A 25,066-nucleotide genomic window follows, 5' to 3' on the forward strand; every position below is an offset into this window, starting at 1 on the left:
AATCATGAGCGCATCGGAAAACCTGATTTACACCACCGCCCCTGCAGCTGATGCCTGGATTGAACTGGGCGCGCTGGACGATCTGTTCGACGACGGTCAGTGCTACGGCACCGTGATCAACGGCCTGAAGATCGGCCTGTTCTACGTCGACGACCAAGTGTACTGCGTCGATGACATCTGCACCCACGGCAACGCCCTGCTCAGCGAAGGCGACCTGGAAGGCCATGAAATCGAATGTCCTCTGCACGCCGGCGCCTTCGATGTGCGCGACGGCAAGGCACTGTGCAGCCCGCTGATCAAGGACACCCGCGTGCACAACGTACGCGTCGAAAACGGCGTCGTATTCGTCCAACTGAACCTGTAAGGAGCAGCCTATGAGCCTGGAAAACACGCGTCCCAAGATTGCAGTCATAGGCACCGGCGGCACCTTCGCCATGCAGGCCCGGCATCGTTTCGACTGGGTCGAATACGGTGAAAGTCAAATCGTTCTGCCCATCGACACCCTGCTCGATGAGCTGGGCGAACTGGCTCCCCACGTCGACTTGCTGCCCATCGCCTTCCGCGCGCTGGGGAGCGTCTCCATCACGCCGACAGACTGGCTGGAGCTGGCTCGCCTGATCGAGCAGACCGCCCAGGAACACCCGGACATTGATGGCTTCGTCATCACCCACGGCACGGCCACCCTGGAAGAGACCGCTTACTTCCTAGACCTGGCACTGAACCTGGACATGGGCCTGGTCATCACCGGTGCGCAGCGCCCCTCCAATACTGCCGGTACTGATGTACCAGCCAACCTGCGGGCGGCGCTCGCCGTCGCAGCCAGCCCGCAGGCGCGCGAGTGCGGCGCCCTGGTGGTGATGGACAACAAGGTCTACAGCGCCCGCGACGTGACCAAGAGCTCGAGCTTCGACCTGGCTGCCTTCGAGGCAGTGCCTTTCGGCCCGATTGCTCAGGTCGACGCCACGGCCCAGGTGCATTGGCGGCGCCTGCTGCCGGCCAATTCCTGGAGCACCCAGTTCGATCTGGCGCGCGTGGAAAGCCTTCCCCGCGTGGACATCGTGCTCTCCTACGCAGGCTGCGACGGCGTGCCGATCCAGGCTCTGGTGGCAGCAGGCAGCCAGGCCATTATCAGCGCCGGGCTGGCGCCGGGACGTCCGTCATCCGGTGAAGCGGCGGCATTGGCCGAAGCCGTACGTCAGGGGGTGGTGGTCGTGCAGTCGACTCGCGCCATGCGTGGCAACGTCCCTGTGCAGGACTTTCTGCTGCGGGCGGGCGTGCTCGCCGGCGGCGACCTCAGCCCGCACAAGCTGCGCATCCTGATGATGCTCGCCCTGACTCAAACCAAAGACTCCGCCCAACTGCAGCACTGGCTGCTAGCAGGCTGAACGCAAGCGCATTCCGAGTGGCGCAAAAGCGCCACCAACCTAGATCAATAACAACAAAAGGCATCCCACCACTTAGTACTTCCTGCCCTAACAACAAAACCGCACACCCAGGCGACGCAACAGCGCTCGCTCCGGGCTGTGAATGCATGAATTTACGCAAGGTGAATAAAGGAATGAGCCGATCTGCACTGTATTACTGCGCCCTGGCAGCAGCCGTGGCTAGTGTGAGCACCACCGCCGCCGCTTCCTCCGCGCAGAGCCAGAGCGCAGGCTTTATCGAAGACAGTTCGCTAAAGCTGTTGGTGCGCAATTACTACTTCAACCGTGACTACCGCAACGGCACCTCCAACATGAACCGCGCCGCCGGCACCACCAACGGCTATCGCGGTGAGTGGGCCCAGGGCTTCCTGAGCTATTACAGCTCCGGCTTTACCCAGGGCACCGTAGGCTTCGGCATCGACGCACACGCCTTCCTCGGCATGAAACTTGACAGCGGCAAGGGCAAGACAAACACCGGTCTGTTGCCTACCAACAAACAAGGCGAACCCCAGGACGACTACTCCGTCGCCGGCTTGGCAGCCAAAGCCCGGGTCTCCGACACCGTACTCAAATACGGTGACATGGAGCTGACCTCGCCCATCTTCATGACCGACCAGGGCGCCATCCGCCTGTTCAACTCGACCGTTCGCGGCTGGAACATCGTCAGCCGCGAGCTGGACAACTTAAGCTTCGAAGCCTCCCGCGTGACCTCCGGCCGTTCGGCTGCGCAGAACGACCACACCTCCACTATCCACAGCCAGTACGGTACGCGCCCCGCTACCGACTCGCTGAACATCTACGGCGTCAACTATGCCAACGGCAACTTGAAGACCAGCCTGTACGGGATGAAAGCCGAGGACCTGTGGCAGCAATATCTGGCCATGGCACAGTACGTGCACCAGATTGATGCAGGCAGAAGCCTGCGCACCAACTTCGTGCTTTACGACACCCACGAAAGCGGTGCCGAGCGCGGCGGGAAGATCGACAATACCACCTGGTCGCTGATGGTTGGCTACAAGACCGGAGCACACACCTTTTCCGTCGCTCACCAATCGGTACAAGGCGACTCGCCATTCGATTACCTGGGCTTCAGCGATGGCCTGACCACCCTGCCCCAGCTAGCTAACAACGTGCAGATCCACGACTTCAACGCGCCCCGGGAAAAGTCCTGGCAGCTGCGCTACGACGTCGACATGGCGGCGTTCGGGGTGCCGGGCCTGGGCCTGATGGCGCGCTATATCCGCGGCACAGGCGGCGACGGCAGCCACATCCAGGCGGACAGCATGTATGCCGGCCGCTACCAGTCCGGCGCCAAGCACTGGGAACAGAACCTCGAAGCACGCTACGTGGTGCAGAGTGGTGCAGCCAAGAACCTCAGTTTCCGGGTTCGCCACGCCTTGCATCGGGGCAACGGCAACGAAGCTCGTGAAGACATGAACGAGCTGCGCGTCATGGTCGATTACCCCATTAACATTTTTTAAAACCTCTTAAGCGAATATGGTTCGTTTCTTGCCTGATGAATGCCAGAATCAATTGCCTGCGAGGCGTCGGTCTGGCCTCACCAGGCAGGAAGCAAAACTGCCCTGCGGCACTTTTACGAGATAAGAAAAATGAGCCTGTCAAAATCCGCGTTAGTCCGAAAATTCAAAGGCACCCTGTGCGCCGCCGTCATCAGTTCGTTTGCCCTGGCAACTCCTTTTGCGAGCGCCTCGGAAATCGAACTGCGTGCAGCAGTGTTCGTCACGGTGGACACCAAATGGAGCAAGCCATTTGAGATGTTCGCCGAGCGCGTGAACCAGTCCGGCAAGGTGAAGATCCGCCTGATCGGGCCGGAAGCGCTGCCCGCCTCGGAGCAACCCAATGCCCTGCGCTCGGGCATGGTCGACATGGTCGTCACCCCACCAGGGACCTACAAGTCGGCAATGGTCGAGGTGAACGCTCAGGACCTGTCCAACATGACCCTGGCCGAGCAGCGCGCGTCGGGCGGTTACGATGCACTGAACGAAATTCTGATTAAACGCCTGAACGGCTTCGCGCTGACCACCTATGGCACTGGCGTGCCCTTCCACCTGTTCCTGAACAAGGACATTTCCAGCGCAGCGGATCTCAAGGGCCTGCGCGTGCGCACCCAGCCGATCCACGTGCCATTCTTCACCACCTTGGGAATGAGCTCCGCCACGGTTTCGGTTCCGGAGCTCTACACCGCGCTGGAGCGTAACGTCGTGCAGGGTTACGGCTTCGGTCTCTGGGGTATCGAAGACTTCAGCTGGGACGAGATGACCAAGACCCGCGTCGAGCCAGGCTTCTACAACGTCGTGATCAACGTGCTGATTAATGACCGCAAGTGGAAGAGCCTGTCGCCCGAGCATCAGGCGGTGCTCAAGGACGCCGTCAGCTGGTTCGAACAGGAGCTGCTGGTTTACACCCAGGAGGAAAACGCCCGAACGCGCGCGCTGCATGAGGAGCGCGGCATCAAGGTGGTGGACCTCGGCCCCGAGTTCGCGCAACAGGCCTCCGATGTGTACTGGGCTGAACTCGAAAGGCTCAGCCCCAACAACATCCCCCGGCTGAAATCCCTGCTGGTCAAGTAAGACTGAGGCTGCCCCTTCCGGGGGCAGCCGTGTTCTGCCCTGCCATAACCGGCAAGAGAGTTATCTATGCACCTTTTTCTGCGAAGCTTCTATTTCCTGGTCAATACCTGCGCGGTGCTGGCGGCAGTCTGTGTTGCGTTGCTAATCGTCATCATTGGCGCCGAAGCCATCTTCCGCTCTCTGGGCTGGGGTCTGTTTCGGGGCGTCATCGACCTGTCCGAATACGGACTCTTCATCATCGCGGTACTGGGCGCCCCGTGGCTCCTGGCACGCAACAAACACATCAAGGTCGACTTCCTCGCGTCCAACCTCAAGGGCGCCTGCAAGAGCGGCGCGCAGCTCATCGTCAACCTGCTGATGCTGTTCATCTGCGGGGTAATTTTCTATTACTCGCTGATCGTGCTGGGCGAGTCCTTCATGCGCGACGAGCACATCTACAAGGAACTGGAATTCCCGGATTGGTGGCTGCAATGGCAGGTGCCGCTGAGCATGCTGCTGATGTTTATCGAAGTGGTTCTACGCATGGCCAAGGTTGAGCGTGACGCTTACATCATGAAGTTCGAGGCAGAGGCGCTCGCCAACCTGCCTAACGTGGAGGCCTGAGTATGGACTGGGTAACAACGCTGATTCTGATGTTCGGCGGCGTGATATTTTTTCTGCTGCTGGGCCTGCCGATCGTTTTCTCCTTTCTGGTCGTCAACCTGATAGGTGCGTTCTTCGTCATGGGCGGAGACGTGGGCATCATGCAGATGGTGCGCAACATGCAGGGCTCGGTCGCCCAATACGCGTTGGCGCCCATCGTGCTCTTCGTGTTCATGGGCGAGATCATGCTGCATACCAAGATTGCAGCACGGGCGATCGACGCCGTGGACCGGCTGTTCAGCCGCGTCCCCGGGCGCCTGTCGCTGATCGCCGTTACCGGTGGTACCGTGTTCGCCACCCTGTCCGGCTCGACGCTCGCCAACACCGCGGTGCTGGGCAAGACCTTGCTGCCGGAAATGAAAGAGCGGGGTTACGCGCCGGGCATATCCATGGGTCCGATCATGGCGGTGGGTGGTATCGCCATGCTGATCCCACCATCGGGCCTGGCCGTACTGCTGGGCAGCCTGGGCAAGATTTCCATCAATCAGCTGCTGATTGCGGCCATTGTGCCAGCGGCGATGATGGCGGTGCTGTTCTTCGTCTACATCATCGCGCGCTGCATGGTTAACCCGAGCCTTGCGCCGGCCTATGAAGTGGAAGACCGCTCCTGGTCCGATCGCCTGCTGCCTTTCTTCAAGTACGTCGTGCCCCTGGGCGGCATTTTCGTCGCGGTGGTCGGCAGCATGGTTGCCGGTATCGCCACGCCGACCGAATCCGCGGCACTGGGCTCGCTGGCGAGTATCCTGGCCGCTGCTCTGTACCGCTCCCTGAGCTTCAGAGCGCTGATCGACTCGATCACCGAGACAATGAAGTTCTCGGCCATGATTCTGTTCGTCATTTGCGCCTCGTCCACCTTCTCGCAGATCTTGGCCTTCTCCGGCGCCACCCATTCGATCTCGATGTTCGTCGCCGAGCTGGGGCTGTCATCATTCGCTCTGCTGCTGGCGATGCTGGCCATTCTGCTGGTGCTGGGTTGTTTCATGGAGCAGGTGAGCATGATGATGTTGACCCTGCCGATTTTCATGCCCATCGCCCTTAGCGCGGGTATCGAGCCGGTATGGTTCGGCGTGATGCTGCTGATCGTGCTGGAGATGAGCCTCTGTACCCCGCCTTTAGGGCTGCTGATCTTCGTCATGCAAGGCATCGCCCCAAAAGGCACCACACTGCAAAACATCTATGCGTCGGTAACGCCCTTCATCCTGCTGGAGGTGCTGGTTCTGGGATTGATCATGGCCTTCCCGATCATCACCAGTTGGCTGCCATCGATGCTGCTGTAGCGCTACGTCAAACGGGCCGTCTCGGCCCGTTTACGAGATCAGCCCGGTGGGCAGGCCCGACAGGGCCCAGATTTATGCCGAGAGTCTAAACATGAGCCTGGGATTTGGAACACGCGCCAGAATCGGTCAACTCTATCCATCCGCTGGCCTGTGCGATTACGAAATACAACTGATGGCACCGGAGGGCGTGCAGTTCCTGACCACGCGCGTGCCCTTCAAGAAAACTGACATCAACCAGCACCACGCTTTCTGCGCACACCTGGAGCAGCATGCCTACCTGCTGGCTGACGCCGGTGTCGACCTTATCGCCGTCAACTGCACGGCTGTCACCATGATGGCCGGCCCGGAGCAACTGCGTCGCCGGCTGCTCAGCGCCACAGCCAAGCCGGCTGTGACCACCATCGACGCGGTACTGGCGGCCCTGCCCCAGCAAAGGATGCAGCGTATCGGCCTGCTGACACCCTACCCGCTGGAGGTGAGGCAGGCTGAGATGGCCTACTTGGCGCGGTACGGCATAGAGGTGGTGGTCGAGCACGCCACGCCCTGCCACAGCCCCATCGAGCAAGGCAGCCTCAGCTCGCAACATTGGTTCGAGATGGCCGAGAAGTTCGCCGGTGCGCCAATCGACGGTCTGCTGATCAGCTGTTCCGGCATCCAGATCGCCGCTCAGTTACAGCGCATCGAAGAGCGCCTGCAATTGCCAGTTATCTCCAGCAACCAGGCCCTGCTCTGGCATTGCCTGAGGCAGCTGGGCATCTCCGAACGTCCGTCCGGCTACGGCTCCCTGCTGGCTTCCTGAACCCTGAAACAGGTCCGAAAGAGCCTGTGGGCACCTTATAAATGACCAACAGCATTCTGTTCATCATCGCCGCCCTGAGCGCCTTCGGGCCCCTGGCGGTCGATTTCTACCTGCCCAGCTTTCCAGCCATGGCTACGGCCTTCTCCACGGATGTGGAGAATATCCAGCACTCGCTGGCGTCCTATTTCATCGGACTGGCCATCGGCCAGATCATCTACGGCTCCCTGTCGGACCGCTTCGGCCGGCGCATCCCCATGTTGGTGGGTGTCGGCATCTTTACCCTGACGTCGCTGGCCTGCGCCCTGGCCACCAGCCTTGAATGGCTGATCGGCCTGCGTTTCCTCCAGGCGCTCGGGGGCTGCGCCGGGATGGTCATCGGCCGGGCCGTTACCCGGGATCTGTGCGACCCGATCAACTCGGCCAAGGTGTTTTCGCAACTGATGCTGATCATGGGCGCCGCGCCCATGCTGGCGCCCCTTGGCGGCGCGCTGCTGCTGGAGCGTTTTGGCTGGGAGTCGATTTTCATCAGCCTGGCGATCTTCAGCGCGCTGTGCTGGGTCGCCGTGCTGGTGGGGCTGCCCGAGACCCGCGACCCCAACGAGCCGCCCGCGCCGCTATCCGGCGCCCTCAAGGCCTATGGCACCCTGCTCTGCGACAAGCCGTTCATGGGTTACGTGTTCAGCGGCGGCATGGCCCTGGCCGCGAAATTTGCCTATATCTCCGGCTCGCCCTTCGTGTTCATCCAGCTGTTCGGCTTGAGTCCCGAACAGTACGGCTGGCTGTTCGGCATCAACGCCATAGGCTTTGTCATCGGCGCGCAACTCAACGCCAGGCTGCTCAATTACCAATCCCCCGACTACTGGCTGATCCGGGTGGTCTGGCTGTTCATCATCTGCACCGCAACGCCTCTTGTCTGCCTGCTGCTGATGCCGGGAAACTTCTGGCCCGTCCTGGTCAGCCTGACGCTGGCGCTGTCCGTCCTTGGGCTGCTGACCCCCAATGCCATGGTGGGCGCCATGGCCACTCACGGCCGCATCGCGGGCAGCGCCTCGGCACTCATGGGCTGCCTGCAATTCACCCTGGCGGCGCTCGCCTCCGCCTTGGTCGCCACCCTGCACGATGGCACTGCGGTGCCGATGCTGGGAGTGATCTTCGGCTGCGCGCTGCTGTCGCTGGCGGCAACCGAGGTAACCAGACGCAAGGCTGCCGCTGACAGCCAGTCCTGATCCCAGGCATTGGCGCGCGCTAAAGCCCGTCGCCAAGCCCCTCGCCCGTTGCCGGCCATTCCCTTGGTCAGGACGACGGGCAATTGGGGGCATGGGCTAGCTGAATGACAGCCTGATGCAAAAAAAATGGCACACCCCTTTTGAGGGTGTGCCATTTGCCAACAGCACGAATCAACTGTCAGGGATTAGCCATTCAGGCACTCTGCAACGCGCGTGGACGCTCGCTGCGAGCCTCTGCTTGTGCAGAGGTCGCAAGCTGCAACTGAAAGTCGAAATCCATGACAGCGAATCGATCGCTGGCAACTCCACGGCTGCGTGCGGCTTCCCCATCTTCGATGATGCGCAGCTCGCCGATCAGCCCGTCACGGGTGGCGTAGGCAAAATCGTCCCACAGGTACTTGTCACCCTCGAAGTTGATCTGCGTGGTCAGGTGACGGTAGCCAGGTGCCGAAATGAAGAAATGCACGTGGGCCGGTCGCTGGCCGTGGCGGCCAAGCAGATCCAGGCATTCCTGGGTCGGGCCTTGCGGATCACAGCCATAGCCTGAGGGCACGATGGTACGGGCGCGGTAGTAGCCTTGCGCGTCGGTGACGATGCGCCGGCGCAGGTTGTAGTCGGACTGGCTGCTGTCGAAGTAAGAGTAGTTGCCCTTGGTATTGGCGTGCCACAGGTCAACCACGGCGCCAGCCAGCGGCTTGCCCTGCTCATCGATCACCTGCCCCTGCAGGAACATGACGGTACCCGGGTCGGTTCCATCATCCATGCGAACCTCGCCCTCGCCCATAGGCGCGCCAGCAACGTACAGCGGTCCTTCGATAGTACGTGGCGTGCCGCCTACCAGCCCTTGCTGCTCATCCTTGGCGTCCTGCAGCAGATCGAGGAAATGCTCGATGCCGAGACCCGCAGCCAGTAGCCCCGCCTCACCGCGAGCGCCCAGGCGGTTAAGGTAGTCGACGGCTTTCCAGAACTCGCTTTCGGTAATTTCCAGGTCTTCGACGACGCGCGCGAGATCCTGCACCAGCCGCAAAACGATCTGCTTGACCCGCGGGTTGCCCTGCTCCTGGCCCAGGCCTGCGGCCTGCTCAAAAAAGCTGGTGATTTCGGCAGTGTGGGAAATTTTTACAGTCATGCTTCGCTCCTCGAATTGTTCTTGTGAGGGTGTTTAAGCCTTAGCGGTCGTCGTCATGGATCGACGAAGGATGGCGGCATAGCCCGTCGATCTCGATGTCCATGTAGGGGAACAACGGCAGCTGCATCAGGGCGTCGTGCAACGCTTCCACGCTGGGAACGTCGAATACGCTGTAGTTGGCGTAGTGGCCGGCGATGCGCCACAGGTGACGCCACACGCCCTCGCGCTGCAGGCGCTGGGCCAGAGCCTTCTCGTCGGCCTTCAGCTGCGCCGCTTTTTCCGGGTTCATGTCGACCGGCAGGTTGACTGTCATCTTCACGTGAAAAAGCATGGTCTCTCCTTACTCTGAAATTGCCTTAACGGCGAGCGAAACGCGCCAACTGTTGTTCGTCCAGGCTCAGGCCCAGCCCTGGCGTGCGCGGTACATGCAGGTGGAAGTCCCGATAATCGGGCGCCTGGGTGACGATTTCCTCGGTCAGTAGCAGCGGCCCGAAGAGTTCGGTGCCCCATGTCAGCTGGTTGAGGGTGAGGAAAGCATGGGCCGAGGCTAAGGTCCCGACGGAGCCCTCGAGCATGGTCCCGCCGTAGAGGGCGATACCGGCGGCCTGAGCGATCTGCGCGGTGCGCAGCACGGCCCGCGGCCCGCCATTCTTGGCGATCTTCAGCGCGAAGATGCTGGCCGCGCCGTCTGCGGCCAGGCTGAAGGCGTCCTCGACGCTTTCGATGGACTCATCGGCCATGATCGGCGCCGAGCTGCGCTGGTTCAGGCGTACCTGGCCACTTCGGTTGATGCGCGAAATCGGCTGCTCGATCAGATCGACGCCGTTGTCGCCCAGTACCCGGCAGGCATACAGCGCCTGGGACTCATCCCAGTACTGGTTGACATCGACCCGTACGCTGGCGCGATCGCCCAGTTCGCGCTTGATGGCGATGACGTGCTTGAGGTCCTGCTCCAGCGGGTTGGCACCGATCTTTAGCTTGAACAGCCGGTGACGGCGGATCTCCAGCATCTTCTCGGCTTCGGCGATGTCCTTGGCTGTATTACCACTGGCGAGCGTCCAGGCAACCTCCAGGCTATCGCGCACGCGACCACCCAGCAGTTCTGAAACCGGTAAGCCCAGACGCTTGCCCTGGGCGTCCAGCAAAGCGCTTTCGATGCCAGATTTGGCAAAGGTGTTGCCCTTGGCAATCTTGTCGAGCTTGAGCATGGCGGCGTTGATGTTAACGGCGCTCATACCCACCAGCGCCGGCGCCAGATAGGCGTCGATGTTGACCTTCATGCTTTCCGGGCTTTCGTTGCCGTAGGCCAGGCCGCCAATGGTGGTGGCCTCACCGATACCCTCAACGCCATCGCTGCAAGTGATCCGCAAAATCACCATGGTCTGCTGCTGCATCGTATGCATGGCCAGCTTGTGCGGGCGGATCGTCGGCACATCGACAATAACGGCCTGGACGCGTTCAATCAGTGCGTTTGTCATTATTCGAATTTCCTTTGACTTCAGCCACCTAGGCTTGAGGAGAACTCGAGGCGGCGTGCGGATAAGGATTGCGCATGCCCCTGCACCCGGTCCAATATCAAAGAAATGCCCTACGATACCCAGGAGGTATGATGGAGCTGCGCCACCTTCGCTACTTCAAGGTGCTGGCCGAGACGCTGAACTTCACCCGCGCTGCTGAGATTCTGCATATCGCACAACCCCCGCTGAGCCGGCAGATCAGCCAGCTCGAACAGGAGCTGGGTACCTCGCTGCTCGTTCGCGAGCGTCCGGTGCGCCTTACCGAGGCCGGGCGTTTTTTCTACAAGCAGGTCTGCATTCAGCTACAACAGCTTGAAACCACCGTCGACAGCACGCGGCGCATAGGCCAAGGCCAACGTCACTGCCTGGGCATCGGCTTTGCCCCCTCGACGCTGTACACCAACCTGCCCAAGCTGATCCGCGAACTACGGCAGGACAGCGAGCTGGAGCTGAGCCTCAGCGAGATGACCACGGTGGAGCAAGTAGAAGCCTTGAAGAGCGGCCGGATCGATATTGGCTTTGGCCGCATCATCATCGACGATCCGGCCATCGAGCAGGAGGTGCTGAGCCAGGACCCCTTGGTGGCGGTGCTTCCCAAAGACCATGCATTGGCCGGCCACCCGGTGACACTCGAACAGTTGGGAACCGAAGAATTCGTGCTGTTTCCCACGCAGCCAAGGCCCAGCTATGCCGACCACATACTAGGGCTGTTCGCCCACCACGGCATAAGTCTGAAGGTCAGTCAGTGGGCCAACGAGCTGCAAACGGCCATCGGCCTGGTGGCGGCCGGAGTAGGCGTTACCTTGGTGCCCTCGTTGGTGCAGCAGCAACATCGTACCGACATCCAGTACGTGCGCCTGCTGGATACCCGGGCATGCAGCCCGATGATTTTCAGCCGCCGCGCCGGGGACGTCAGCTCATTGGTCACGCGCTGTCTGAGGTTTCTCGACGAGACCTAGAAGCAGAAACAGCCTGCCCCCAAACGCATCAAAGATCAGATTTTGGCAGTTAGCTAAGATCACCGAGGTGTTTGGCGCCCCGACTGGCAAACCACTCGATGTAGTTACGCCGCACTTTGATGCCATATTCGACATCTACAGCGGGCAGGTCCGCGGCGGCAAACCTTTTAGGGGCCAGAAGCGGACATTCCAGTTGAGATATCTAGATAAGCAAAAGGAGGCTCACCTTGTTCGAAGCCCCTTTGCCTTTGTCATCGCGACACCAAAAATGCCTGCACTTTCTTAGCGAAGGCATTGCGCTGCTCGACGTTAGACAGATGCGCTGCATCGAGCTCAATCAGCTCAGCGCCGGGTATACGCGCCTGCATAAAGCGACCGTGTTCTGTGGTCGTCACCGGGTCCTTGGCGCCACAGACAATGAGCGTCGGCACTTTGATCGTACCCAACTGCTCACGATAATCGGCGTCGCGAACCGCCGCGCAGTTGGCAGCGTAGCCTTGCGGTGATGTGCCGGCGATCATCTGTGTGATGCAATCGACCTCGAGGGGCTGCTGCTGGGCAAAAGCAGGCGTGAACCAGCGCGAAACCGATGCATCGCGCATGTCTCGCATGGCCTGTTCGCCGCCCTGCAGCACAGTATCGATACGCTCGTTCCATATCTCGTGAGTGCCAATTTTCGCCCCAGTGTTGCAGATCACCAGTCGGGTCAGCCTTTCGCCGGCGTTGATGCCAAGCCACTGGCCGATCAGGCCGCCCATGGACAGGCCACAGAAAGCGAAACGACCTATACCCAGCGCATCCACGAGCCCAAGTACATCACGCCCTAGCTGTTCGATGCTGTAGGGGCCCGGCGTGACCGACGAACCGCCATGGCCGCGCGTGTCGTAGCGCAGCACGCGGAAACACTCGCTGAAGGCCGGCGCCTGGGCATCCCACATGTGCAGATCGGTGCCCAGCGAGTTGGAGAGCACGAGCACCGGCGCGTCGACCGGGCCCTCAAGACAGTAATTCAGTTCGCAATCGTCAAGTTTTACGGTGGCCATGGAAAATCCATTAAGAAAATAAAAAAAACGAACTGCACGGCGAGGACACAAGGAGTCGACCACGCAGAGCGCAGCTCATCGCAAACCTTTCACACCCGTTCGACCGCCAGCGCCAGTCCCTGACCCACACCCACACACATGGTCGCCAGGCCCAGCTTGCCACCGGTTTTTTCCAGTTGGTGGATCGCTGTCAGCACCAGCCGTGCGCCGCTCATGCCCAGCGGATGGCCCAGAGCGATGGCGCCGCCGTTGGGGTTCACTTTGTCGCTGTCATCGGCCAGGCCCAGATCGCGGGTCACGGCCAGGCCCTGGGCGGCGAAGGCTTCGTTGAGCTCGATCACGTCGAAATCATTCACGGCGATGTTCAGTCGCTCGCACAGTTTGCGCACCGCCGGCACCGGACCATAGCCCATCACCCGCGGCGCCACGCCGGCGCTGGCCATGCCGAGGACTTTGGCGCGCGGCTTGAGGCCGTATTTCTGCACTGCTTCGGCGCTGGCGAGGATCATCGCCGCTGCACCATCGTTCACCCCTGAAGCGTTGCCTGCGGTGACCGTCTTGTCAGCACCGTTGATCGGCTTGAGCCGCGCCAGCGCTTCGGCCGTGGTGTCCGCACGGGGATGTTCGTCGCTATCAACCACGGTATCGCCCTTACGTCCCTTGATCACCACCGGTACGATTTCCTCGGCGAAGAACCCGGCAGCCTGGGCGGCGGCGGTGCGCTGCTGGCTGCGCAGGGCAAAGGCGTCCTGATCCTCACGGCTGACATTGTAGTCCTCAGCCACGTTATCGGCGGTCTGCGGCATGGCATCGACGCCATACAGTTCCTTCATCTTTGGGTTGATGAAGCGCCAGCCGATGGTGGTGTCCTCGATTTTCTGCGTGCGACCAAAAGCCGTGTCAGCCTTGCCCATCACATAGGGCGCGCGGGACATGGACTCAACGCCGCCAGCAACGGCCAGCTCGATCTCGCCGCAGGCGATGGCGCGAAAGGCGCTCCCCACAGCATCCATACCCGAAGCGCAGAGCCGGTTGAGGGTCACGCCCGGCACGGTTTCCGGGATACCGGCCAGCAGAGCGGCCATGCGAGCGACGTTGCGGTTGTCTTCGCCGGCCTGGTTGGCGCTGCCCATGAACACTTCGTCGATAGCTGAAGGGTCGAGTTGCGGGTTGCGCTCCAGTAGCGCGCGAAGCGGAATCGCCGCCAGATCATCGGCCCGCACCGCTGCCAAGCCGCCGCCGAAGCGGCCGATGGGTGTACGCACGGCGCCGCAGATAAAGACTTCGCGGGTCATTCGTCACCTCCAGCCTGGCCATGGGCCGCCGCCGTGCGGGCTTCCAGCGCACGCAGCGCTTCCAGTTCTTCGGCGTGTGGCGCTTCGGTGGTGGCTACCTGCTCAGAGAAACGGATTTCCCAGCCGGTGTTCTCGATCACCTGCTCGCGGGTCACGCCCGGGTGCAGGGAGGTCACCACGAATTCATTGGTGCCGTCTTCCGGCTCCATGATGCACAGGTCGGTGATGATGCCTACCGGGCCATTGCCCGGCAGCCCGAGCTGCTTGCGATGCTCGCCGCCTTCGCCGAATCCGACCGAAGTAACGAATGCCAACTTGTCGACAAAGGTGCGATGCGACTGCTTGAGAATGATCAACACCTGCTTGGCCGAGCCGGCAATTTCCGGCGCCCCGCCCGCCCCTGGCAAGCGCACCTTGGGCTGGTGATAGTCGCCAATCACGGTGGTGTTGATATTGCCGTACTTGTCCACTTGCGCCGCGCCGAGGAAACCGACGTCAATGCGCCCGCCCTGCAGCCAGTAGCGGAAGATCTCACCTGTGGGCACCACGGTGTCAGCGGTCTCGGCCAGCTCGCCATCACCGATGGACAGCGGTAACACCGAAGGTTTGGCGCCGATGGGGCCGGATTCGTAGATCAGCACCACTTCCGGTGCATGGGTCAGACGCGCCAGGTTGGCTGCCTTGGACGGCAGTCCGATGCCGACGAAGCAGACGCTGCCATTGCCGAGGCGACGCGAGGCGGCCACGGTCATCATTTCATTGGTCGTGTAGGTCATCACTTGGCCTCCTGCTGCGCGGCCAGCTTGGCCTGGAATGCACTGAAATCGGCGGTACCGCGGATAAATTCATCAATCCAAGCGGTAAAGGTTTCACGGCTGCGGGCAATCGGGTCCCACGCCTGATAGAAGCGGTTGTCGCGCTCGTAGTAGCCATGTGCGTAGGACGGATGTGCGCCACCCGGGACCAGGCAGACGGCGGTTAGCGCCCAGGTTGGCAGCACGCAGGAATTCATCGGCGCCTGCAGGTCATCGACAATTTCCTCGACGGTGACGATGCAGCGCTTGGCTGCCAGAGCCGCCTCCTTCTGTACGCCAAGAATCCCGGAGATCAGCACGTTGCCCTTGCGGTCGGCCTTCTGCGCGTGGATCACGGTGACGTCCGGGCGCACGCTGGGCACTGCCGCCAGGGTCTCGCCGGTGAACGGGCAGTCGATGAACTTGATCATCGGGTTGACCTTCGGCAGGTCGGAGCCGAGGTAGGCACGCAGCACCGCGAACGGCAGGCCGGAGGCGCCCGCGACGTAGGCATTTGCTAGGTCGGCGTGGCTGTGTTCTTCGATTTCCAGCGGCTGCGGCCACTGTTTTTCCACCGCGTCACGCAGGCGATGCAGAGAACCCACGCCTGGGTTCCCCCCCCAGGAGAAGATCAGCTTCTTCGCACAGCCGGCGCCGATCAGCAGGTCGTAGACCAGGTCGGGGGTCATCCGCACCAGGGTCAGGTCTTTCTTGTCCTGGCGAATGATTTCGTGAGCGGCAGCGGTGGGAATCAGATGGGTGAAGCCTTCAAGGGCGACGGTATCGCCGTTCCTGACGAAGCGATCAATTGCTTCGCGGAGAGAAAGAATTTCGGCCATGGTCATGTCTCGTGTAATGGACTGAATGCACCAACGGATCGGCGCCTGCTCCAAACACTAACCATCGCCCCCTAGCGAAACAATCCGATTATCGATTAACCGTTCGATAATCGAACACAAACAGCGTTCCTTAAAAACGCGACTTCGGCGGGAATTGTCCTTTTCGCGGGCGTGGCCCGCGCCTACAGAAGCGGGCTATACAACCTCTGTAGGAGCAGGCCATGCCTGCGAACAGGGACCTTCTGGGAACGTTTCGGGCGGCCGCTATGAAAGCAGCCGAGGGATGAGTCGCCTAACGCGCTGCGGTCATTTATCGCGCACTCGCGCGCTCGTCGAATCCTCAATGAAACAGGCGCGTACTCAGCTCTTTGCTTGCTTCCAGTAGCATCGGCAGGAAACGGGTTTCCAGTTCCTGGCGAGTCACGCGGCTGACGTGGGTGCCAACGTTGAGTGCCGCCAGGACCTGGCCGGCAGAATCCTTCAAGGGCACGGCCAGTGAACGCAGCCCGATTTCCAGCTCCTGATCGACAATGACCCAGCCCTGCTGGCGAATTTCGGCAACCGATGCACGAATGGCTTCCGGGGTATGCAGCGTGCGGCTGGTCTTGATCTGCAGATTGGCGTTTTCCAGATAGTCGTCCAGCGCCGCATCATCCAGCGCGGCCAGCAGGATGCGGCCCATGGACGTGCAGTAGGCCGGCAACCGGCTGCCGACGCTGAGGTCGACGGAAATCAGCCGCTGGGGTGTGGCCGAGCGGGCGACATAGAGCACCTCATCGCCTTCCAACGTGGCCATGGAACATGCCTCGTGGAGCTGGTTGCTGAGCTGGTCGAGAATCGGCTGCGCGGTTACGGCCAGGGGTGTCGAGGACAGGTAGGCGTGGCCGAGGGTCAGCACCTTGGGCAACAGCGAATAGGTTCGCCCGTCAGTGGTGGCGTAGCCGAGCTTGATCAGCGTATACAGGCATCGCCGTACCGCCGCCCTGGGGATCTCGGTGCGGTGGCTGATCTGGGCGATGGTCAGGTGGCGCTTGCGCTCCTGAAAAGCATGGATGACCGCCAGCCCGCGCGCCAGTGAACTCATGAAATTCGGGTCGCCTGTCAGCGCTTCAATGCGCTTGGCCGGCGATGCCACGATGGCCGGCGCCATTGGCGGTACAGCGGGGCGAGATTCCTCAGTCATAGCAGACGACCTTGTCAGAAAGCGGGTGCTCGATTATCGACCAGAGATCCGATAATCGCAAAATGCTTGGCGCCGCCTGCCCTCCTTATCTTGGGGGTAGACCAAGGACCGGTCATTACAGCTCTGTCCCAGCGCCACTGACTGACCCGCGGCCAACGGTTGCGGGCCCACAGGTCCTTACAGCAGCTGCCAGGTGTAGTTGAAGATCAAGCGGTTCTCGTCGATGTCGCTGCGGTAGTTGGAACGCGCGACGACATTGCGCACACGCACGTTGAGGTTTTTCAGCGGGCCACTCTGGAAGGTGTAACCCACATCCAGATCGCGCTCCCACTCCTTGCCCTCGAAGCCCCTGCCGGTGTCCACGTTGTCGCCCGAGATATAGCGCACCGTGGTCACCAGACCGGGGATGCCCAGCGCGCTGAAGTCGTAGTCATGGCGAACCTGCCAGGAGCGCTCATCGGCGCCGGCGAACTCATAGGTGGGGACCTCATTCCCCAGCGGCGTGATGTTGTTGAACACGCGTGGAAAGGCGTCATCGCCGAACATGGCCTGATAGCCAACCATAAAGGTGTGCCCGCCATACCTGGCGGAAAGCTGGGAGTACGCCGCCTGGTTGTCGATATTGCCCAGCAGCTGGTCGCCGTCCTCCTTGGAGTGATAGAAACCAATGTTGGTGCCCAGTACCCAGTCGCCCACCGGCTCGCTGTGCTTGAGGTTGTAGAAGCGCTGGTTGTAGATATCTTCCAACTGCGCGTACCAGACGCCCACCGAGGTTCGCTTGTCGTTGAAGGCATAATCGGCACCGGTGTAGTTGAAGCGGTCGCTGGCCGCGTCGCCACCCAGCTGTGGTGTATGGCCGAGTTTTGCGCGCATCTTGTCGTCACCCGCCGCATTCAGCAGGCTGCCGGAACGGAACTGGCCACCATGTAGGGTCAGACCGTCGATCTCCTGGGAAACGATACTGGCGCCCTGGTAGGTCGGCGGCAGCAGGCGGATATCGCTGAAGGTGAGCACCGGCAGGTTAGGCGTTTGCTCCCCGATCTTTAACTCGGTCTGCGACAGCCGCACCTTGAGCGCCGCGCCGAGACGGCTGTAGTTATCCACGGCCTTGCCATCTCTGTCGTTCGGCAACAACCCGGTATTGACCCGCCCCCCGCCGCTATCGAGCTTGATGCCTAGCTGGCCGAGCAGATCGACGCCGAAACCTACCGTGCCCTGGGTGTAGCCGGAGTTCACTTTGAGAATGAAGCCCTGCGCCCATTCTTCGGACTTGGACTGCTGGCTGGGACCGACGATATCGGAGAAGTCACGGCTGAAATAATAATTGCGTGCCTGCAGGGTCGCCGTGGTGTCCTCAATGAAACCACCCTCGGCAGCGAAGGCAGACGGCATCGCCAAGGAGGCTCCGATAGCCAGGGCCAGCGGAGAGATGTTCAGCATTTTGGTCATGTCTTTTCTCGTTGTTGTTGTTTTTTAGGTACAGGCCAGCGCTTCCCGGGCACAGCAGCGGAAAGCGGCGGCAATTTCGGTTGCTCTTTTCGTTTCTTTTTTAGGTTTAGCTCAGCGCGCCGGCTGTTCGCTTTCGGAAGCGACTGGCGGGTGAGCCGCAACACTTGGCTTGGGCTTCTTCAGCCCCAGCAGAAAATGGACGGCGATACCGAAGATCAGCCCCCAGAAGGCGGCGGACAGCCCTAGCAGCGACATACCCGAAGCAGTCACCAGGAAGGTGATCAGGGCGGCTTCACGATCCTTCGGAACCGCCATCGCCGAACTCAATGCGCCGCCAATTGCTCCCAGCAGGGCAAGACCTGCAAGGGCTGCGATAAGGGCCGCCGGAAAGGCGGTAAAGATCGAGACCAGGGTGGCGCCGAAAACGCCCAGCAGCAGATAGAACACACCGCCGGAAACGCCCGCGACATAGCGCTTGCCGGGGTCCTCATGGGACTCCCTGCCGGTACAGATGGCGGCAGTGATGGCCGCCAGGTTCAGCCCGTGGCAGCCAAACGGCGCCAGCAGCAATGAGCCCAGCGCGCTGCTGCTGATCAGTGGGCTGGCCGGTGTGTGGTAGCCATCGTTGCGCAGCACCACCATGCCTGGCACGAACTGCCCGGTCAGCGACACCATGACCAGTGGCAAGGCGATGCTGAGCATCACCTGCCAGCTGAATTCCGGCGTGATCCAGACCGGCGTGGCCAGCCCGATTACCAGCGCTCCGCTGTTCAGTTCCCCGCTGGCGAGCGTCATCAGCACGCCCACCACCAGCACGGCGAGCACTGCATAACGGGGCAATACCCGCTTGAAGATCAGGTAGGTGATGAACATCGCCAGCACCAGCCAGGGCTGATCCTTGACCGAAACGAACAGGCCGATGCCGAAGGAAAACAGGATGCCTGCCAGCATCGCCGCGGAAATCGCAGCAGGCAGTTTGCCGATGATGCGATCGAAGGCCCCCGACAGGCCGACCAGCAGGATGATCGCATTGGCGACCAGATAGGCACCGATTGCCTGATTCAGGGAAATGCCCGGCAAGAGCGTGACCAGCAGTGCCGAGCCAGGCGCGGACCAGGCGATGACGATGGGCACTCGATAGCGCAGGCTCAGAAGAATACCGAGCACGCCGCTGCCGATGGAAATGGTCCAGACCCAGGACGACAGCACGTCATGGGGCATGTTGGCCGCCTTGGCCGCCTGGAAGATGATCACCAACGGGCCGGCATAGGAAATCACCGTCGCGATAAAGCCGGCGACCACAGCAGATACCGAACAGTCCTTCAGTAGCGCTTTCATAGTGCCTCGCAAGTCAGGCATGGCTATCCGTGGCAGTGCCCGGATTGCTCTTGTTGTAGAGGTAACGCGGTGAAACGGTGGAACCAGGCGGGTCAACGGTGGATAAAAAGAGCGTTATCCACCCTACGAACCCTGATGCAAACGTAGGGTGGATGGCGCTTTATCATCCACCTTGAGTACCGCGAGAGGCTTAGGCCTCCTGCAGAGCGCGCGGACGCTGACTGCGTTGCTCGGCCTGGGGGGCTGGAGCCTTCTGCAGCTGGAAGTCGAAGTCCACTTCGGCAAAGCGGCCTTCAACACCACGGGCCCGTGCAGCTTCGGCATCTTCATTGAAGCGGATCTCGCCCACCAGGCCATCGCGAGTGGCATAGGCGAAGTCGTCCCACAGGTACTTGTCGCCGGACAGGTTGATCTGCGTGGTCAGGTGACGGTGACCTGGCGCGGAGATAAAGAAGTGGATGTGCGCCGGACTGTAGTGGTCAACAATTCCCGGACACAGAATTGAGTTTTTCTTCCGCAACCGCCGGCGGTACGAAGCCGTTGTGCTGATGCGGCCTTATCCAGTTGTACCGCTGCATGAGGTAGCGGCCGATGTCCTGCTCGGCCAACGCTGTCGTCATGTAACCCACTGTCGGCACCCACTCCGTTTTCAGGCTACGAAACAGCCGCTCCATGGGCGAATTGTCGTAACAATTTCCCCTTCGGCTCATGCTCTGAATCATCCGATAGCGCCAGAGCCGTTGGCGGAAACCCCGGCTGCCATATTGGCTGCCCTGGTCGCTGTGAAACAGCACGCCTTGTGGTCTGCCACGCATCTCGTAAGCCCTGTCGAGCGCTTTGACGACCAGTTCCGCATCAGGCTTGGCGGACATCGCCCAACCCACCACTCTGCGGCTGTACAAGTCCAAGACCGCCGCCAGATAGCTCCATCGACCCTCTGCCCAGATATACGTGATGTCGCCACACCAGACCTTGTTTGGCGCAGCCACGGTGAACTTGCGATCAAGCACATTGGGAATGTCGGGGCGCTCGACCGTGGCCTTCTTGTACGCATGAGAACCGGGCTGTTTGCTGATCAGTCCTTGTTCCTTCATCAATCTTCTGACTCTGAAACGCCCGACGTTAACGCCTTCATCCCGCAGCATGGCAACCAGACTGCGACTGCCCGCTGAGCCACGACTTTGGTTGAACAGCTCGTTGACACGACTGCGTAGGTTCACTCGGCGGACATCGATATGACGCCGCCGGGCCAAGTGGGCGTAATAACAAGACCGGGGTAGCTCGAAGACTGAACACAACAGTTGAACAGGGTAGTGCTTTACCAACTGCCGAATCGACTTCAACGTCTGCGCCCGTGTTCCTCGGCCATCAAGAGCGCAGTGGCCTCCTTTAATATTTTCTTCTCAAGCTCCAGCCGGTTGATACGGGCCTGAAGCTCCTGAATGGTCTGCTGCTCCGGTGTGAGCGCCTTGGCAGTGGGCGTAACGCCCCCGCGCTCCAGCTGCAACTGGGTAACCCAGCGGCGCAATAAGCTCTCACCTACATCGAGAGATCTGGCGGCCTCGGGACAGCTGTAGCCTTGGTCGAGCACCAGGCTGGCAGCCTCTCGCTTGAAAGTCGGGGTGAAGGTACGTCGTTGTCTGCTCATCGAACACCTCTGTATGGCGAGCATTCTCGCCCTAAATGGGTGTCTGGGGTTAGTAGACCACTACAGACCGAGAGAGCGCAGCAAAGGCCAGTGGAGGTAAACCTTCAAACCCCGCTATGCGCGGCGAGGTTGTGATACTGCCCTTTGAAATACAGCAATGGCTGCGCAACAGCAGCTTCTTGCAGGTTCAACGCCTTCACTTCACCAATCACGATCAGGTGATCACCCGCGGCGTGCTCGGCGTGAATTTCGCAATCGAGCCAGTGCAGGCTACCGCCAATGATTGGGTTGCCCAACGGCGACTCCTGCCATTCGACCCCCTGCCACTTGTCCGCACCTTGCCGAGCGAACTGGTTGGAAATCCTGGCCTGCTCGCCCGAGAGGATATTGACCGCGAACCGGCCGGCCCGGCGAATCTTCGGATAGCTGTACGAGTTGGCCATGACGCTGAATGACACCAGCGGCGGGCTCATCGACACGCTGTAAAACGACTGGCACGTAAAGCCGAGCGGCTCGTCATCGATGAGTGAGGTGATGACCGTAATACCGGAGGCGTAGTGCCCGAGCGCTTCGCGAAAGCGCAATGGCTCGATAGGAGTAGAAAGCGACATGGTAGATCCTACAGATTGAGTGCAGCTCGAAAGCGCTCGGGAGAACCTGAGTAGCCCTCAGGCCCTCCCTAAATCACTTTCGATCTGGCGCTAAGCGCTTAGGCGGAGAGCTCTCTACGGACGATTTCCGCGCCGGCGCTCAACGCATTCAGCTTGCCTCTCGCCACCTGGCGAGACAGCGGAGCCATGCCGCAGTTGGTGCACGGGCAGAGCTTGTCTGCATCGACGAACTGCAGGGCCTTGCGCAGGGTGTCGGCCACCTGCTCGGGGGTCTCGATGGTATTGCTGGCCACGTCGATGGCGCCGACCATCACCTTCTTGCCGCGAATCAGCTCGATCAACTCCATCGGCACGCGGGAGTTCTGGCACTCCAGCGAAACGATGTCGATATTGGAGGCCTGCAGTTTGGGGAAGATCTCCTCGTACTGCCGCCATTCCGAACCCAGGGTCTTCTTCCAGTCGGTGTTGGCCTTGATGCCGTAGCCGTAGCAGATGTGCACGGCAGTTTCGCACTTGAGGCCCTCGATGGCGCGCTCCAGGGTGGCGATACCCCAGTCGTTTACCTCGTCGAAGAACACATTGAAGGCCGGCTCATCGAACTGAATGATGTCGACGCCCGCCGCCTCCAGTTCCTTGGCTTCCTGGTTGAGTATCTTGGCGAATTCCCAGGCTAGCTTTTCACGGCTCTTGTAGTGGGCGTCGTACAGCGTATCGATCATGGTCATGGGGCCTGGCAGGGCCCACTTGATCGGCTGGTCGGTCTGCTTGCGCAGGAACCTGGCATCCTCCACAAAAACTGACTTCTGACGGCTGACCGCACCCACCACCGTCGGCACGCTCGCGTCATAGCGATCGCGGATGCGGACGGTCTCGCGCTTCGCGAAATCAACGCCGTCGAGGTGCTCGATAAAGGTGGTGACGAAGTGCTGGCGAGTCTGCTCGCCATCACTGACGATATCGATACCGGCATGTTGCTGCTCTTGCAATGACAGACGCAGCGCGTCCTGCTTGCCATCGGTCAGCTCTTCGCCTTCCAGTTTCCACGGTGACCAGAGTGTCTCGGGCTGTGCCAGCCAGGAGGGCTTGGGCAAGCTGCCAGCTGTCGAGGTAGGTAGTAATTTCTTCATGATAATTAATCTGCACGCCTGGTTTATTTAGAGGTTGTAGTTGGCCGACCATTGCTCAAGAACGCTCTGGTACGGCTTGATGAAGTGCTCTTCGGCAAACTTGCCCTGCTCCGCAGCCAGGCGGCTACGTTCTTCTCGGTCATACACAATTCGAGTCAACGAATAATCCTGGTGCTTCAGGCTCGGCTGATAGCATTTCCCCGCCGCAGCATTGGCGTTGTAGATCTCGGGGCGGTAGATCTTCTGGAACGTCTCCATCGTACTGATGGTGCTGATCAGCTCGAGGTTGCTGTAATCCACCAGCAGATCACCAAAGAAATAGAAGGCCAGCGGTGCGGCGCTGTTACGCGGCATGAAATAGCGAACCTGCAGCCCCATCTTCTGGAAGTACTGCTCGGTCAGAGACGACTCATTCGGCAGGTATTCGAAGCCTAGGACGGGATGCTGGTTCTCGGTCTGGTGATAGGTCTTGTTGTCCGAAACGCTCAGGCAGATGACCGGCGGCTTGCTGAAATTTTCCTTATAGGCCTTTGAGTTCACGAAGCTCTTGAAGAGCTTTCCGTGCAGCTCACCGAAATTGTCGGGAATGCTGAACGTGGGCTGCCCCTTGTTGTGATCCAGCAGCAGGATGCTGAAGTCATAGTCGCGCACATAGGAGGAGAAATTGTTCCCCACGATGCCTTCGATGCGCTCACCGGTTTTGTGATCGACAATAACCGTCTTCAAGATCTCGATTGCCGGGAAAGCACCAGCACTGCCTTCTAATTCAATATCGGCGGAAATAATTTCCAACTCAACTGAATAGCGATCGCCATTGGGATTATCCCAGTGCGCCAGCGAATTGAACCGGTTGTTGATCATCTGCAAGGTATTGCGCAGATTCTCCTGGCGGCTAGTGCCTCTGGCCAGATTGGCAAAGTTGGTGGTGAGGCGCGTGCTCTCCGCGGGCTGATAGCTCTCATCGAAGCGGATGCTTTTAATGCTGAAGGCAAGTTCTTTATTCATCGCGCAACACCCTAATCTCTGAAGCCCAAACCATTGCTTGCCATTGCGCATGGCCAAGAAACAACTTCCTGACTTAATTGCCTGGCAGCACTTGTATATTTCGATGAGGGTATTTTAGGGGGGAGGCCAGGATGAGAAAAAGTCAATTAAATTCATCGTGTCATTAGTCGTGCTCATGTTGCAGTGCGCGACCGCTGCCACCACGGAGTTGGAGCCCCCGGCCCGCCAGAGCTGACGAGCCGCCACAAGCTATCAGGGCGCAGGGGCTGGCGGCTGCAGCTTGCGCTGCCTATGAACGTCAAGCCGAATCAGCGAATCGTTTTCCGGTTGGTAGACGTAGGTATGCCCATAAGCCATAACCCGTCCATAGCGCCGAGCAATGCTGTAGGGCGTGCTCTTGACGTTTTCGATCACCGCCGGCGCAGCGTCACCAACCTTTGCCATTGTTCACCCTGTAGGAAATCACTCGCTGCACTTGGGAGTCAGCTGTTACTGGCATCGTCATCGCCGTAGTACTGCACGCCGATACGAATGAGGTCGCGGCCACTGGCCTTGCGCTGGTGGTTGGTGTCGCGCAACGAGTAGATACAGCCACAGTACTCCTGCTGGTAGAAGCGCTCGCGCTTGCTGATCTCGATCATCCGCGCCGAGCCGCCGCCCTTACGCCAGTTGTAGTCCCAGTAGCTGATGCCGGGGTACTTGGCCGCCGAGCGATGGCCGCAGTCGTTGATCTGCTGCATGTTCTTCCAGCGCGAGATGCCCAGCGAGCTGGAGATCACCGAAAAACCATGTTCATGGGCGTACAACGCGGTGCGCTCGAAGCGCATGTCGAAGCACATGGTGCAGCGGATGCCGCGCTCCGGCTCGTGCTCCATGCCCTTGGCGCGGGCGAACCAGTTGTCGGTGTCGTAGTCGGCATCGACGAAGGGCACGCCGTGCTGCTCGGCGAAGCGGATGTTCTCGTCCTTGCGCAGCAGGTATTCCTTCTGCGGATGGATGTTGGGGTTGTAGAAGAAGATGGTGTAGTCGATGCCGGAGGCGCTGATCGCCTCCATGACCTCGCTGGAACAAGGTGCGCAGCAGGAGTGCAGCAGCAGCTTGTCAGCACAGCCCGGCAGGCTCAGCTTGGGTCGCTGCAAGTCAGACATGGGGGCTCTCCAGAAAACAGAA

The 25,066-nt window shown here is 60.5% G+C and carries 24 protein-coding genes and 1 pseudogene; 9 read left to right on the forward strand and 16 right to left on the reverse strand.

Annotated features, from left to right (window positions below):
• The first annotated feature begins 4 nt into the window (after window positions 1-4).
• From OEG79_RS15680 to OEG79_RS15715, 8 genes are all read left to right on the forward strand, one after another.
• Window positions 5-364 carry a non-heme iron oxygenase ferredoxin subunit gene (locus OEG79_RS15680; protein WP_264145889.1) on the forward strand — a complete coding sequence of 120 codons (360 nt, stop codon included), beginning with the start codon at window positions 5-7 and terminating at the stop codon, window positions 362-364.
• Window positions 365-374: 10 nt separating this feature from the next.
• Window positions 375-1,385, forward strand: coding sequence for an asparaginase (locus OEG79_RS15685; RefSeq protein WP_264145890.1), 1,011 nt, complete (start codon window positions 375-377; stop codon window positions 1,383-1,385).
• A 173-nt stretch (window positions 1,386-1,558) separates the two neighbouring features.
• Window positions 1,559-2,905, forward strand: coding sequence for an OprD family porin (locus tag OEG79_RS15690; protein WP_264145891.1), 1,347 nt, complete (start codon window positions 1,559-1,561; stop codon window positions 2,903-2,905).
• Window positions 2,906-3,034: 129 nt separating this feature from the next.
• The gene (gene dctP, locus OEG79_RS15695; protein ID WP_264145892.1) at window positions 3,035-4,015 is read left to right on the forward strand and encodes a TRAP transporter substrate-binding protein DctP; all 981 of its coding nucleotides are present in this window, start codon (window positions 3,035-3,037) and stop codon (window positions 4,013-4,015) included.
• Between the two features lie 66 nt (window positions 4,016-4,081).
• Entirely contained in the window at window positions 4,082-4,618 is a 537-nt protein-coding gene (locus tag OEG79_RS15700) for a TRAP transporter small permease (RefSeq protein ID WP_264145893.1), read from the forward strand.
• Window positions 4,619-4,620: 2 nt separating this feature from the next.
• Entirely contained in the window at window positions 4,621-5,934 is a 1,314-nt protein-coding gene (locus tag OEG79_RS15705; protein WP_264145894.1) for a TRAP transporter large permease, read from the forward strand.
• A 91-nt stretch (window positions 5,935-6,025) separates the two neighbouring features.
• The gene (locus tag OEG79_RS15710) at window positions 6,026-6,733 is read left to right on the forward strand and encodes an AroM family protein (protein ID WP_264145895.1); all 708 of its coding nucleotides are present in this window, start codon (window positions 6,026-6,028) and stop codon (window positions 6,731-6,733) included.
• 41 nt (window positions 6,734-6,774) lie between these two features.
• A complete protein-coding gene (locus tag OEG79_RS15715; protein WP_264145896.1) occupies window positions 6,775-7,959 on the forward strand; it encodes a multidrug effflux MFS transporter in 1,185 nt (394 codons plus the stop codon).
• Between the two features lie 193 nt (window positions 7,960-8,152).
• On the opposite strand, the gene catA is transcribed toward OEG79_RS15715, so the two are convergent.
• Genes catA through OEG79_RS15730 form a run of 3 tightly spaced genes read right to left on the reverse strand, consistent with a single transcriptional unit; the run spans window position 8,153 to window position 10,566 of the window.
• A complete protein-coding gene (catA, locus tag OEG79_RS15720; RefSeq protein ID WP_264145897.1) occupies window positions 8,153-9,088 on the reverse strand; it encodes a catechol 1,2-dioxygenase in 936 nt (311 codons plus the stop codon).
• A 40-nt stretch (window positions 9,089-9,128) separates the two neighbouring features.
• Complete coding sequence (gene catC, locus OEG79_RS15725) at window positions 9,129-9,419, reverse strand: muconolactone Delta-isomerase (RefSeq protein WP_264145898.1); 291 nt, start codon at window positions 9,417-9,419, stop codon at window positions 9,129-9,131.
• A gap of 25 nt (window positions 9,420-9,444) precedes the next feature.
• Entirely contained in the window at window positions 9,445-10,566 is a 1,122-nt protein-coding gene (locus tag OEG79_RS15730) for a muconate cycloisomerase family protein (RefSeq protein ID WP_264145899.1), read from the reverse strand.
• A gap of 131 nt (window positions 10,567-10,697) precedes the next feature.
• On the opposite strand from OEG79_RS15730, the gene OEG79_RS15735 reads away from it, so the two are divergent.
• Window positions 10,698-11,564: a LysR family transcriptional regulator gene (locus tag OEG79_RS15735; RefSeq protein WP_264145900.1), complete on the forward strand. Its 867-nt coding sequence runs from the start codon at window positions 10,698-10,700 to the stop codon at window positions 11,562-11,564.
• Between the two features lie 251 nt (window positions 11,565-11,815).
• Here the strand turns inward: OEG79_RS15735 and pcaD are convergent, their stop codons facing one another.
• From pcaD to OEG79_RS15800, 13 genes and pseudogenes are all read right to left on the reverse strand, one after another.
• Window positions 11,816-12,607, reverse strand: a complete 792-nt coding sequence (gene pcaD / locus OEG79_RS15740) for a 3-oxoadipate enol-lactonase (protein ID WP_264145901.1) — start codon at window positions 12,605-12,607, stop codon at window positions 11,816-11,818.
• A gap of 89 nt (window positions 12,608-12,696) precedes the next feature.
• Entirely contained in the window at window positions 12,697-13,902 is a 1,206-nt protein-coding gene (pcaF, locus tag OEG79_RS15745; protein ID WP_264145902.1) for a 3-oxoadipyl-CoA thiolase, read from the reverse strand.
• On the reverse strand, window positions 13,899-14,681 hold the full coding sequence (locus OEG79_RS15750) for a CoA-transferase subunit beta (RefSeq protein WP_264145903.1): 783 nt from the start codon (window positions 14,679-14,681) through the stop codon (window positions 13,899-13,901). Before OEG79_RS15750 ends, pcaF begins: the two co-directional genes overlap by 4 nt.
• Complete coding sequence (locus OEG79_RS15755; RefSeq protein ID WP_264145904.1) at window positions 14,678-15,535, reverse strand: CoA transferase subunit A; 858 nt, start codon at window positions 15,533-15,535, stop codon at window positions 14,678-14,680. Before OEG79_RS15755 ends, OEG79_RS15750 begins: the two co-directional genes overlap by 4 nt.
• Before the next feature lie 340 nt (window positions 15,536-15,875).
• Window positions 15,876-16,718: an IclR family transcriptional regulator C-terminal domain-containing protein gene (locus tag OEG79_RS15760; protein WP_264145905.1), complete on the reverse strand. Its 843-nt coding sequence runs from the start codon at window positions 16,716-16,718 to the stop codon at window positions 15,876-15,878.
• Window positions 16,719-16,895: 177 nt separating this feature from the next.
• The gene (locus OEG79_RS15765; RefSeq protein ID WP_413247547.1) at window positions 16,896-18,158 is read right to left on the reverse strand and encodes an OprD family porin; all 1,263 of its coding nucleotides are present in this window, start codon (window positions 18,156-18,158) and stop codon (window positions 16,896-16,898) included.
• A gap of 120 nt (window positions 18,159-18,278) precedes the next feature.
• Window positions 18,279-19,505: a benzoate/H(+) symporter BenE family transporter gene (locus OEG79_RS15770; protein ID WP_264145907.1), complete on the reverse strand. Its 1,227-nt coding sequence runs from the start codon at window positions 19,503-19,505 to the stop codon at window positions 18,279-18,281.
• A 190-nt stretch (window positions 19,506-19,695) separates the two neighbouring features.
• Window positions 19,696-19,974, reverse strand: a pseudogene (locus tag OEG79_RS15775) (catechol 1,2-dioxygenase); the annotation flags it as partial.
• A gap of 10 nt (window positions 19,975-19,984) precedes the next feature.
• A protein-coding gene (locus tag OEG79_RS15780) for an IS3 family transposase (protein ID WP_264145293.1) occupies window positions 19,985-21,153 on the reverse strand; the annotation gives its coding sequence in 2 pieces (ribosomal slippage) (window positions 19,985-20,892 and window positions 20,892-21,153; 1,170 coding nt in all).
• 104 nt (window positions 21,154-21,257) lie between these two features.
• Window positions 21,258-21,764 carry a flavin reductase family protein gene (locus OEG79_RS15785; RefSeq protein ID WP_264145908.1) on the reverse strand — a complete coding sequence of 169 codons (507 nt, stop codon included), beginning with the start codon at window positions 21,762-21,764 and terminating at the stop codon, window positions 21,258-21,260.
• A 98-nt stretch (window positions 21,765-21,862) separates the two neighbouring features.
• The gene (locus tag OEG79_RS15790; RefSeq protein WP_264145909.1) at window positions 21,863-22,891 is read right to left on the reverse strand and encodes a methionine synthase; all 1,029 of its coding nucleotides are present in this window, start codon (window positions 22,889-22,891) and stop codon (window positions 21,863-21,865) included.
• A gap of 27 nt (window positions 22,892-22,918) precedes the next feature.
• Window positions 22,919-23,896: a DUF1852 domain-containing protein gene (locus tag OEG79_RS15795; RefSeq protein WP_264145910.1), complete on the reverse strand. Its 978-nt coding sequence runs from the start codon at window positions 23,894-23,896 to the stop codon at window positions 22,919-22,921.
• Window positions 23,897-24,378: 482 nt separating this feature from the next.
• Window positions 24,379-25,044, reverse strand: coding sequence for an epoxyqueuosine reductase QueH (locus tag OEG79_RS15800; protein WP_264145911.1), 666 nt, complete (start codon window positions 25,042-25,044; stop codon window positions 24,379-24,381).
• Window positions 25,045-25,066 lie beyond the last annotated feature (22 nt).

The sequence above is a fragment of the Pseudomonas sp. Z8(2022) genome, assembly GCF_025837155.1.
Lineage (GTDB): Bacteria > Pseudomonadota > Gammaproteobacteria > Pseudomonadales > Pseudomonadaceae > Aquipseudomonas.